This is a genomic window from Actinocrispum sp. NPDC049592, assembly GCF_040675465.1.
Classification (GTDB): Bacteria; Actinomycetota; Actinomycetes; order Mycobacteriales; family Pseudonocardiaceae; genus Kibdelosporangium.
Genome location: NZ_JBFAPA010000025.1, coordinates 130,531 through 143,198, shown reverse-complemented (window position 1 = coordinate 143,198; position 12,668 = coordinate 130,531). Strand labels below are relative to the sequence as shown.

At 69.1% G+C, this 12,668-nt stretch carries 4 protein-coding genes; 2 read left to right on the top strand and 2 right to left on the bottom strand.

Going from position 1 to position 12,668, the window contains the following annotated elements:
- The first annotated feature begins 23 nt into the window (after positions 1–23).
- Positions 24–8,765, top strand: coding sequence for an amino acid adenylation domain-containing protein (locus AB0J95_RS45545; protein ID WP_364772236.1), 8,742 nt, complete (start codon positions 24–26; stop codon positions 8,763–8,765).
- Positions 8,766–8,820: 55 nt separating this feature from the next.
- On the opposite strand, the gene AB0J95_RS45540 is transcribed toward AB0J95_RS45545, so the two are convergent.
- Both AB0J95_RS45540 and AB0J95_RS45535 read right to left on the bottom strand, forming a co-directional pair.
- On the bottom strand, positions 8,821–10,065 hold the full coding sequence (locus AB0J95_RS45540; RefSeq protein ID WP_364772233.1) for an ATP-grasp domain-containing protein: 1,245 nt from the start codon (positions 10,063–10,065) through the stop codon (positions 8,821–8,823).
- Positions 10,050–11,096 (bottom strand): cysteine synthase family protein, encoded by a 1,047-nt coding sequence (locus AB0J95_RS45535; RefSeq protein WP_364772231.1) that lies wholly within the window; start codon positions 11,094–11,096, stop codon positions 10,050–10,052. Before AB0J95_RS45535 ends, AB0J95_RS45540 begins: the two co-directional genes overlap by 16 nt.
- A gap of 198 nt (positions 11,097–11,294) precedes the next feature.
- Here AB0J95_RS45535 and ccrA point away from each other — a divergent pair, with 198 nt between their 5' ends.
- Positions 11,295–12,656, top strand: a complete 1,362-nt coding sequence (gene ccrA / locus AB0J95_RS45530) for a crotonyl-CoA carboxylase/reductase (RefSeq protein ID WP_364772229.1) — start codon at positions 11,295–11,297, stop codon at positions 12,654–12,656.
- The last annotated feature ends 12 nt before the right edge of the window (positions 12,657–12,668 follow it).

Here is a 12,668-nt window from a genome sequence, read left to right as displayed (position 1 = left end):
CGTTCGCCAAGGGGAGCGATTTCATGACCGACACCAGCAGGGCTACCACCCTCTCGCCGGCGAAGCAGGCCTTGCTGCGCCGGCGGTTGCAAGGCCTGGGGACCGGCGCCGGGCGTGGCATACCGAGGCGCCCGCCCGGTCCCGCGCCGCTGTCCCCGGTCCAGCACGGCATGTGGATCACCCAGCAGTTCCTGGAGACGGGCGCGCTCTACAACGTTCCCCGGGTGCTGCGGATCACCGGCCCGGTCGACGTCGGTGCCCTGCGCGCCGCCCTGGATGCCCTGACCGAACGGCACGAGATCCTCCGCACCACGTACCCCGACCCCGCTTCGCCCACGCAGCACGTCAACCCGCCAGGGCCGGTTGTCCTGCGCCGCACCGACCTTCGCGATCTGCCCGCGGCCGGACGGTGGGACGAGGCGATGCGGCTCGCCTACGAGGAGATCTCGGCCCCCTTCGATCTGGCGGCCGGTCCGGTGTTCCGGGCGCACCTGATCGACCTCGACCTCGACTCGCGCATGCTGGTGCTGAACGTGCACCACATCGCCACCGACGACTGGTCCTGCACGCTGCTGCTGCGCGAGCTCGACCAGATCTACGCCGCCGTGGCCGCCGGGCGGCGGCCGGACCTGCAACCGTTGCCGATCCAGTACGCCGACTACTCGCACTGGCAACGCGAGCGCCTGTCCGGTGGGCTGGACCAACGTCAGCTGGACTACTGGCGGACCGCGCTGGAGTCGACCCCGCACGTGCTGGAGTTGCCGACCGACCGGCCTCGGCCGACCACACCGTCTCACCTGGGCGATGTCGCCCGCCACACACTCACGCCGGAGCTGAGCGCGAGCATCCGTGCTCTCGCGACCTCCAACGGCGTCACCGTTTACACGGTGTTGCTGACTGTCTTCTCGCTCGTCCTGCGCCATTACTGTGGCCAGCGAAGGTTCGCGGTCGGCACCCTCCTTTCCGGACGGAACGTCGCCGATACCGAGCACTTGCTCGGGCTGTTCGCGAACTCGGTCGCGCTGCCGATGGACCTGCCCGGAGACCTGGCTTTCAGCGAGCTGCTCGGCCGTGCCAACAAGTCGGTCCTGGCGGCGTTCGACCACCAGGACGTCACCTTCGAACAAGTGGTGTCCGCGGTCCGCGCCGATCGGTCGGCCGTCCGCAACCCCGTCTACCAGGTGTTGTTCCAGTGCCTCGAGGCCGCTGAGCGTGCCTCGGAGCTGCCCGGCCTGCGTGCGCGACCCGTGGGCATCGTCGAACTGACGGCCAAAGTGGACCTGACGCTCAACGCGATCAACGGGCCCGAGACCATCGATCTGAAGCTCAACTACGCCACGGACCTGTTCGACGCGACCACGGCGAACCGGCTTCTGTCCTATGTGGTCACTTTGGCCGGGAACGTCGTCGCGCGACCGGACGCTGTCGTCACCAGCGCGATGATGACCAGCGCGCGGGAGCGGGAAACGCTCACCCGCGACTGGCCGGTCAACACCGCGGACTATCCCGGCGCCGACCGGTATCCGCTGGGCCGGACATTCGTCGATCTGTTCCGGGCGCAGGCCGAGGCGACACCTTCGGCGATCGCGGTGAGCTGTGGCGAGCAGTCGTTGACCTATGGCGAACTCGGGGAACTGACCGATCAGCTGGCCGCCGGGTTGCGCACGATGGGAGTGTGGCCTGGGCAGGCCGTCGGCGTCGCGCTGCCGCGGAGTGCGGAGATGGTCGCCGCGGTGCTCGGGGTGCTCAAGGCCGGTGCGACCTACGTGGCGCTCGATCCCGGGTATCCGGCCGCGCGGCTGGCGTTCATGGTGGGCGACGCAGGGGCGCGAATGGTGATCGTGGCGGAGGACCTGCCCGCTTTGCGGGCCGAAGGCACCGCGCGGCTGGTGCCGTTCGACGGCCTGCTCGGCGACCCCCGGCAGCCGGCGCCGCCGGGACCGTCGTCCAGCGATCTCGCGTACATCATGTACACGTCCGGCTCGACCGGGCAGCCCAAAGGGGTCGAGATCAGCCATGAAGGGCTGACCAACCTCCTTTCCGGCGTGCGGGACCTGCTCGGCGCCGGGCCGCGGGACACCTGGCTGCTGCTGACGTCGCTGAGCTTCGATCCGTCCACATTGGAGCTGTTCGTGCCACTGATGACCGGTGGCAAGGTGGTGGTCGCGCCGGAGTCGGCGCGGCTCGACGGAGCCGAACAGGCCCAGGTGATTCGCGACCACGGCGTCACGCACGTCCAGGCGACCCCGTCCGGTTGGCGATTGCTGCTGGGCGCTGGTTTCGATTCGCCCCTGGAACTCGCGATCACCGTGGGGGAGGCGTTGCCGGAGTCGTTGGCCCGGCAGATCCGGCAACGGGCCGCGCGCCTGGTCAACGCGTACGGCCCGACCGAGGTCACGGTCTATGCGACCTACGCCGATGTGCCGGCGAGCGGATCTCCTGTGCTGATCGGACGTCCCGCGGCCAACGCCCAGGTGTACCTGCTCGACGGCTCGCTGGACCCCGTGCCCTTGGGGGCGCTGGGCGAAATCTGCGTTGGCGGTGTTGGAGTGGCGCGTGCGTACCACGGGCGTCCCGGGCTCACCGCCCGGCGGTTCGTCCCGGATCCGTTCGGTCCGCCGGGATCACGGCTCTACCGGACCGGCGACCGGGCGCGGTACCTGCCCAGCGGGGAACTGGACCTGCAGGGGCGGATCGACAACCAGGTGAAGATCCGTGGCCACCGGGTGGAACCGGGCGAGATCGAGGCCCGGCTGCTGGCGCACCAGGCGGTCGCCCAGGCCGCGGTGGTCGCCCGGCCAGGTCCCGGCGGCGGTCCTCAGCTGTCCGGCTATGTCCTTGCTGCCAACGGCACACCGGGGTTGGAGCAGGAGTTGCGCCGGCACCTCGCGGAGAGTTTGCCCGGCTACATGGTCCCGGCCCAGTTCGCCGTGCTGGACCGGATGCCGCTCACCCCGACCGGGAAGATCGACCGCAAGGCACTGCCCGTGATCGACCGCCCGGCCACCGGCACGGATCCGTCGGACGCTGCGGCCACGGACGCGGAACGTGCGCTGGCCCAGGTGTGGTCGAGCGTGCTCGGCCGCGATCAGGTCGGCCGGCATGACAACTTCTTCGACATCGGCGGCGATTCCGTGCTGGCGATCTACGTCGTCGCCGGTGCCCGTGCGGCCGGTTTGACGATCACTCCCAGGCAGGTCCTCACCCAGCAGACACTTGCCGGGCTGGCCGCTGTCGCGGTGCAGGCCTCACCCGAGGGCGACGAGACGCCGCCCGCCGACCTGGCCGGGTTCGACCCGGAGGCAGTCGAGCAGGTTTATCCGTTGTCACCGCTGCAAACCGGCATGGTGTTCCACACCCTGTTCGAACCGGAGAGCACCGACTACGTCGTCCAGTTCGTCTACTCGCTCGACGGGTCACCGGACATGTCGGTCCTTCAGCAGGCGTGGGACTTCGTGGTGCGCCGGCACCCGGTCCTGCGGACCACGTTCGCCTGGGATCCCGAGCCGATCCAGGTCGTGCACCGCGAGGCCACCATCGCGTTGCGGCACTTGGACTGGCGTGACGTTCCGATGACGGGCGTCCCGCAGCGGTTGTCCGATCACCTTGCCGCCGAGCGGGCGCGTGGCGTCGACCTCGAACAGCGGCCGCCACGGCGTCTCGACGTGATCCGGCTGGCCGATGGTACCTGCCGGATGATCTGGCACGGCCACCACGTTCTGCTCGACGGGTGGAGCCTGCGCTTGGTCCTCGATGAGGTCCGTACCGCCTATCAGGCGTTACGTGCCACCGGGACGCTGCCGCGGTTGCCTGAGCCGGTGGCGTTCCGGCGGTATGTCGACTGGCTCCGCAGCCACGATCCGGCCGAAGCCACTGCGTACTGGCGAGGTGAACTGTCCGATGTCGCCGCGCCGACACCGCTGACGATCCTGCGGCCGGAACGCGGCGACAGCAAGGGGGCCACCAACCAGGAAGTCGCGCTGCTGCATGCCGAGGTGCCTTCGCATGTCAGTGCGCGGCTACGAGAGATTGCCCGCGAGCACCGGATCACTGTCGGTTCGGTGGCGCACGCGGCGTGGGGCCTGCTGCTGAGTCGCTACGGCGGCGGGGAGGATGTCGTCTTCGGCTCGACCACGTCCGGCCGGTCGGGTGGTCTGCCGGGCGTCGAGCGGACCGTCGGGCTGTTGATCAACACGCTGCCGCTGCGGCTGAAAGCGCGTCCGGGCGACAAGGTCTCCGACTGGCTGCGCGCCGTGCACGATCGACTGCTGGTACACCGCGACTTCGAACACTGCTCGTTGGTCGACGTCCAACGGCAGAGCCAGGTCCCGGCCGGCAAGCGACTGTTCGACACCATTCTGATGTTCGAGAACCACGCCGGTCGGCGCGGGCCGGACGAGAGCGGGCTCGGCCTGAAAGCGGTCCACACCATGGAGCAGACCGGCTATCCGCTGGTGCTCAACGTCGGCCTGCACGATGAACTGCTTCTGCGGCTGGACTACCAGCCCGCACGCGTCCCGGCGGATGTGGCCGAGCGCCTCGTCGCTCACTACCAGCTGCTGCTGGAACAGCTGACCATGCCGTCCGACGTGCGGCTCGCCGACCTGGCGCCGTTGCCGCAGACGGAGTGGGACTCGGTGGTGCACGCGTTCAACGACACGCGGGCGCCGTATCCGTCAGACCTGTGCCTGCACGAACTGTTCGAGCGGCAAGCCGATCGCACTCCTGACGCGGTGGCCGTCATGTTCGATGCCGAGGCGGTGTCGTACCGGGAACTGGACGAACGTGCGAACCGGCTGGCCCGGTACCTGCGGGAATTCGGTGTGGTGCCGGAGTCCCTGGTGGGGATCTGCCTGCAGCGCAGCGTCAACTCGGCGGTCGCGGTGCTGGCCGTGCTCAAGGCCGGTGCGGCGTACGTGCCGCTCGATCCGGACTATCCGGCCGACCGGCTCGAGTTCATGCTGGCCGACACCGCGACCCCGGTCGTGCTGACCCAGAACGCCTTGGCGGACAGGCTTTCCGGTCACACTGTGGTGTGCCTGGACGATCCGGCGGACGCCGCCCGCATCGACCGGTTCGAGCCGGGCCGGCTGTCCAGGGTGGCCCGGCCGGGCAATCTGTCCTATGTGATCTACACGTCCGGGTCCACCGGGCGTCCGAAGGGAACGTTGATCCGCCATCAGGGAATCGTCAACTACGTCTGGTGGATGGCTGCGAACTTCCCGCTCGCGCAGGGCGACAAGGTCCTGCAGCTGGCCAACCTGAGCTTCGACATCTCGGTGTACGAGATGTTCTGGCCGTGGAGTGGGGGAGCGGCCGTGATCCTCGCGCGGCCGGACGGGTACAAGGATCCGCAGTACATCGCCGACATGATGACGCGGGAGAACGTGACGGCGGCCCATGTGGTGCCCTCGATGCTGCGTGCGCTGCTGCCCTTGACCGCGGACCGGCCGCTGCCGTTGCGCTGGCTCTTCGCCAGTGCGGAGGCGTTGACGTTGGACGTGGTGCGGGAATGGCAGAACCGGTGCCCGGACACGGAACTGCTGAACCTGTACGGCGCCACAGAGGTCTCGGTCGACTCGACGGCTTGGTCGTGCCGGTCGTCCGCGGACCACGTCTCGGTCGGCTCACCGATCGCCAACACGCGTGTGTACGTTCTGGACAGGTCGGGTGATCCGGTGCCGATCGGCGTGGCCGGTGAGGCCTGTCTGGCGGGCGACAGTGTCGGGCGCGGATACCACGGGCGTCCGGGCCTGACCGCCCGGCGGTTCGTCCCGGACCCGTTCGGTCCCCCAGGTGCACGGCTGTACCGGACCGGCGACCTGATCCGCTGGGCGGTGGACGGCACGCTGGAGTTCCTCGGCCGGCTGGACCACCAGGTCAAGATCCGGGGTTTCCGGGTGGAGCTGGGCGAGGTCGAGGCCGCACTGGAGACGCATTCCCAGGTGAACCAGGCGGTGCTCGTGGCCCGCGACGAAGCGGCCGGGCCCAAGCGCTTGGTGGCCTATGTGGTGCCGAGTGGTGAGACGGCGCCGACGACGTCCGAGCTGCGGTCACACCTGCAGGCCCGGCTGCCGGACTACATGGTCCCGGCGGCGTTCGTCATGCTGTCCGCGTTGCCGCTCAACCCGAACGGGAAGGTCGACCGCAAGGCCCTGCCTGCTCCGGAAGGGGCCCGGCCGGACCTGCGGGCGCAGTTCGTGGCGCCCCGGACATCGGCCGAGAAGGTCCTCGCCGAGGTGTGGAGCGAGGTGCTCGGCGTGACCGACATCGGCGTCCACGACAACTTCTTCGATCTCGGCGGCGACTCGATCCTGTCGATTCAGGTCATGGTCTCCGCCCGGCGGGCCGGCCTGGCGCTCACGCCCCGCCAGATGTTCGCCGATCCGACCATCGCCCAGCTTGCGTCCACTGTGGAGGGTTCGGCGCTGCCCGCGGCCGTCCATGCCGAGCAGGACGTTGTCACCGGTGATGTGCCGTTGACGCCCATCCAACGGTGGTTCACCAACCTGGAGTGGCCGCATGACCACTACAACCAGTCAGTGCGGTTGCGCTGGTCCTCGACGATCGCCGAGGAACCGTTGCGGCAGGCGCTCACGGCGTTGATCCGTCATCACGACGCCTTGCGACTGCGTCTTGATCCACAGTCGGGTCACCAGTACCTCGCGGCTCCCGGCAGCACGGACGTCCTGTGGGTCGTCAACCTCCACGGGCTGCCGCCCGGCCGGATCGACCAAGAAGTGGAGCAGGCCGCCGACCGGCTGCACAACAGTCTGGACCTGCGGTCCGGGCCGCTGCTGCGCGCCATGGTGCTGCGTTACGGCGATCGGCCGGACGAGCTGATCATCACCGTGCACCACGTGGCTGTCGATACGGTGTCCTGGGGCATCCTGTTGGAGGACCTCGCCGCCGCCTATCGGCAGCTGCACGATGGCGAACCGCTCGAGCTGCCGGCCAAGACCACGTCTTTCCGTTACTGGGCGGAGTCTTTGGCCGGCTATGCCTCGAGCGAGGACTTCGCAGCGGAAGCGGCATATTGGCGGATGCCGGTACCGGTGTCCGGGGTCCTCCCGGTGGACCATCCGGGCGGCCGCAACTGCCAGAGCTCCAGCGCCACCGTGCGGCGGGATCTGGACGCCGCGCACACGGAGGCCTTGCTCAGGTCGGCGCACACGGCCTACCGGACACGTGTCAACGACTTGCTGGTCACCGCCTTGGCGCAGACCTTGGCCGGGTGCTCCGGGAACCCGAATGTCCACATCGATCTCGAAGGGCACGGCCGGGAACCGCTCTTCGACGACGTCGACCTGACGCGGACCGTAGGGTGGTTCACCACCATCCACCCGGTGCGCATCCAGGTGCCGGCCGACCCCGGCGGTGGCATCAAGACGGTCAAGCAACACCTGCGTTCCACGCCGCGGCACGGTATCGGCCACGGCATCGCCCAGGTCGACTCGCCGCCTGCCGCGGTCAGCTTCAACTACCACGGGCAGACGCGGATGGCTCAGCCGGCCGGCCTGTTCGTGCGGCTCGACTCCGTCCCGGGCGCGAGCCGGGCCGCGACCGGCATCCGGCCGTACCAGATCGAGGTCAACGCCGTGGTGGTCGACGGCGTGTTCAGGGTGATGTGGACCTATTCCACTGATCTGCACCGTGAAGAGACGGTGGGTTCGCTCGCGGACGAGTTCATCTCGAGGCTGGCCGCGCTGCTCGACCATTGCGTTGGGCGGCACGTGGCGGCCTCGGCGCGAGACTTGCTCTCCCGGCTGTCCCCGGGTGTGCCGACGACCAGGCTTTGCTTGCAACGGCATCACGTTCCCGGCGCCAGCATCGCGTTGGCCGCCGATGGCGAGGTCGTCGGTGCCTGGGGTGAGGGCTTTGCCTGCCCTGGTGTTGCGGTGGGACCGGACACGGTTTTCCAGGCGGGATCGGTCAGCAAGCACGTGACCGCCCTGGCGGTGCTCCGCCTCGTCGAGGACGGTGTGCTCGATCTTTCCGCGGATGTCAACGAGTATCTGCGTTCGTGGCGGCTTGCGGGCGGCGTGACCCTGCGTTCGCTCCTTTCGCACACCGCCGGGCTGACCGAGGACGATTTCGGCGGGCTCGGCGCGGTCCATCCGTCCGGGCCCATCCCCGGTGTGCTCGACGTGCTGACCGGCCGGGCTCCGGCCCGCACCGCACCGGTCCGGTGCGAGTCGCCGTTCGCCGGCCGGTTCCGGTACTCGGGGAACAACTACGTCGTGATCGAGCAAGTGCTCGTGGACGTCACCGGACAGCCTTTCCCGCAGCTGATGCGGGACCTCGTGTTCTCACCTTTGGCGATGCGGGACAGCCACTACGGGAGCTCGTCCTGCCACCCGCGTGCCGTCGGGCACAACGTGGACGGGACCCCGGTCGACGGTGGCTGGCGCGTCTATCCCTCCGCCACCGGCGGACTCTGGACCAGCGCCCGCGACATCGCCCAGGTCTCCGCTGAGATCCAACGTGCCCACTCGGACAAGGGCGCCATCCTCAGCTCCTGGGCGGCACATGAGCTGCTCATCCCCGTCTCCGGCACATACGGCCTTGGCACGGTCGTCCGCGCGCCCTGGTTCGGCCATTCCGGCGAGACAGCGGGATTCCGCGCCCACGCGGCGACCGACCTGGAAACCGGCACCGGCCTGGTCGTCCTCACCAACGGCGACTCAGGCATGGACTTCGTCGTCGACCTGCTGGTCCAGCTCGACGTTGGCCTCCGCGTCTGGATGGACCGCGAGACCTCGTGAATCGCGGCAAAAGGGGCCAGCCGTTGCGGCTGGCCCCTTTTGCCGGTTTCCCGATTCACCCCGGCTGGGACTCGGCTGACGTGTCGGTGACCGCGATCCGGATCAGGTCCAGAGCACGGTCGAGCCTGGACTCGACCTCGGCGGAGTCCGGGCCGCCCGCGATCACGTGACCGATCCGGCCGTAGGCGTCCTGAGCCCGTGCGACACCAGAACCTGGAGCTGCCGATACGTGCACCCGGTGGACCCCGGGCAGCGCCATGGCCTGCTCCACACCGGACACCGAAGCCACACGGCCGGTCCGGTCCACCATCAAGAACCGGATCCCGGCGCAGCGGTCCTCGCGGCGCACCGGGGTCAGGTCGACGGGCCGGCCGGCGACCGCCCGGATCTGCTGCTCGATCAGGTCGATCCCGTCCACCAGCCGCACCAGCTCCGGGATCATCCCGCCGGCCAGCCGGGCGTTGATCTCAACGACCGCGGCCCGGCTCGGCGACAGCTTCACCTCGATGTGAGAAGGCCCTTCGCGGAGCCCGACCGCGTCGAGCGCATCGCGGGCCAAACAGATCAGCTGCTGGGTGGGCGAAGGGGACAGCGCGGCGGGGTAGTGGTGTCCGGACTCGACGAAATAAGGATCTCCGCTGACGGACTTGGCGGTGATGCCCACGCAGGTAGCCGTGCCCGCGGAGCTGAACATCTCCACGCTGTACTCAGCGGCGTCCAGGTACTCCTCCACCAGGGCGACCCCTGGCACGGGCTGGTCCCGGGCATTGACCCGGGCGCTCAGGATCCGCCGCAGATGCGCCCGCACCTGGGGCTCGGAGTGGCACAGCACCACGTCCTGCGAACCGGACTCGTTCACTGGCTTGACCACACACGGAAGGCCAACCTTGCGCAGCGTCGGTGTGAGGAGCCGGTGATGGCGTACGGCCACGAACCTGGGCTGTCCGACCCCTTCCCGCGCCAGTGCCTCGCGCGTTGCCGACTTGTCCCGGCACCGCCGCACCGCCTCGGGCGGATTGCCGGGCAAACCGAGACAATGAGCCACCTGCGCGACGACTTCCAGGAAGTACTCGCTGGTCGTGGTGACCCCGGCGATCCTGCCGGGCAACCGGGAGGCGATGGCTTCCGGCGAGTTCGTGTCGCACTCGATCACCTCGACGCCGGTCTCGGCCAGCCCCGCGTACCGCTGGGGCCGGCCGGACAGCAGCACGGGATCGAGTCCGAGCCGCCGCGCCGTGGTCAGGGCGAGCATGCCCGACCCGGTCGTGTTCGACTCGACGAAGATCAGACGCCCTGGCATGCCACGTCCCGCGCTCCGGCCAGGTAGCTGTACGCCCAGCTGGACACCGGTTCGCCGTATTCGACCTCGGCCGGACTGTCCATCTTGGGCAAATCGAGCAGGCCGTGCCGGGTCCAGTGCTCGTCGCTGTACACGGTGTCGGCGTACCGGTCGCCGCGGTCGGCGAGAATCCCGACCATGCGGGCACCTGGTCCAAGCCCGCGGGCGACGTGGCGCATCACGCGGTACACCGAGCCGGCCGTGTTCCCGCCGAAGATCTGCTGTTCCCGTGCCAGATCCCGCGCCGCCGCGAACGCCTCGTGGTCGTTGAGCCAGTGCACCTCGTCGATCACCGAGTGGTCCAGATTCGGCGGGATCATGCTGTTGCCGAGACCGCTCTGCAGCCTGCGAGGCTCGTCCGGCTGTCCGAAAAGGACGCTGCCGACGCAGTCCACACCGATCACCCACAGCTGGGGAAGCCGTTCACGCAACGCCCTCGCGGTGCCGCACAGCGAACCGCCGCTGCCGACCGAGCCGACCAGGACATCCACGTGGTCCAGGTCGGCGAGCAGTTCCGTGGCCAGGCTCCGGTAGGCGGCCGGGTTCTGCGGATTGCTGTACTGGCGCGGCCAGAACGCGCCGTCCAGGTCGCGTCGCAGCTGCTCGAGGCGCTCGAGCCGGGCGCTTTGCCAGCCGTGCGCCGTCATCCGCGGCACGACCTCCACCACGCAGCCCAGTGACTTGAGCTTCGCCAGCGTCATGGGGTCGATCCGGGGATCGGTGACGATGTACACGGGATGTCCGAGTGCCGTGCCGACGAGGGCCACGCCAAGGGCCATCGTGCCGGACGAACTCTCGATGATCGGGGCGCCCGGCCGCAGTTCGCCGGTCCTGCGCGCGGTCAGGATGACCTGCCTGGCCACGCGGTCCTTCATCGCGAACATGTTCTGCAGCTCGAGTTTGGCGTAGCCGTGGATCTCGTCGTGCCCGGGCAGATCCAGCCGGACCAGGGGTGTGTGTCCGATCGCGTCGATCATGGTGTCGTACCGCATCCGAATCCTTCCGCGCGGGCCGGTGCCGAGTCGTCGGACACCACCGTGCTGGCAGCACCCATCGACGGGCTTTCGGGCCGGTATCCCGTTCACCACAACGCCTGCGCGCGTCAATAGGGACGTGATAGCCGGCCCGGTTAGCGTCGATCCGTGCCAGCACTGGCACTTGCCCGGCGAGTATCGCAAGGAGTGGGGTCCATGGATGCCTTGACCGAAGCCGTTCTGCGCGGCGCGCCACCGGACGAGCTGAGTCGCACGCCCGTGCCCGCCGACTACGTCGCCGCGCATCTGCGCGAGGAGGACGCCAGGATCTTCAAGGGGGCGCTGCAGAAGGACGTCCGGCGCACGCTGCGCGTCGGCAGCGTGCCGATGCCGGAGCTGGCCCCTGACGAGGTTCTGGTCGCGGTGATGGCCAGCTCGATCAACTACAACACGGTCTGGCAGTCGATCTTCGAACCGGTGTCCACCTTCGACATGATGAAGCGGCTGGCCCGCGGCGGCGGTTATCTCGCCCGGCACGACCAGCCGTACCAGGTCGTGGGATCGGACGCCGCCGGCGTGATCGTCCGGGTCGGTGCCGGTGTGCGGCGCTGGCAGGTGGGTGACCACGTGGCGGTCAGCACGGCATATGTGGACGACCAGGATCCGGTGACGCACGCCGATGGCATGCTCGGGACCGGCATGCGGGCCTGGGGGTACGAGACGAACTTCGGCGGCCTTGCCCACTACACGGTCGTGCGCGCCACCCAGCTGGTGGCCAAGCCGGCCCATCTCACCTGGGAAGAGACCGCGGCCATCCCGTTGTGCGGCGGCACCGCCTACCGGATGCTCGTCAGCGACCGCGGCGCCCGGATCAAGCAGGGCGATGTCGTGCTGGTCTGGGGCGCGACCGGCGGGCTCGGCTCGTACGCCGTGCAGCTGGTGAAGAACGGCGGCGGTATCCCGGTCGGCGTGGTCAGCTCGGACGAGAAGGGCGAGCTGTTGCGCCGGATCGGCTGCGACCACGTGATCAACCGCAAGGAGATCGGCCTCGACGGCGAGGTCAGCGCGGAGAACTCGGTCCGGTCGGGCAAGCGGCTCGGCAAGGTCATCCGGGCGATGGTCGGCGAGGACCCGCACGTCGTGTTCGACTACGTCGGCCGGGCGACCTTCGGGACCTCCGTGATCGTCGCCCGCCGCGGCGGGACCGTGATCACCTGCGGGTCGAGCACCGGGTACGACCACACCTTCGACAACCGGTACTTCTGGATGAACCTCAAGCGCGTCATCGGCAGTCACGGGATGAACCTCGGCGAGGCGGCCGAGATGATGCGGCTCTACGAGCTGGGGCACCTGGTCCCGGTTCTGTCCACTGTGTACCCACTGGCCGACGTGGCCGACGCGGCTCGGCTGGTGCAGACCAATCAGCACATGGGCAAGGTGGGCGTCCTGTGCCTGGCTCCGCGGGAAGGGCTCGGCGTGACCGATCCGATGACGCGGGCCCGGCTCGGCGAGGACCGCCTCACGCCGTTCCGTTCCCGGACAGTGGAAAGCGTCACCAGGAAACCGGTATCCGTCTGAGTCCTGAAGGGA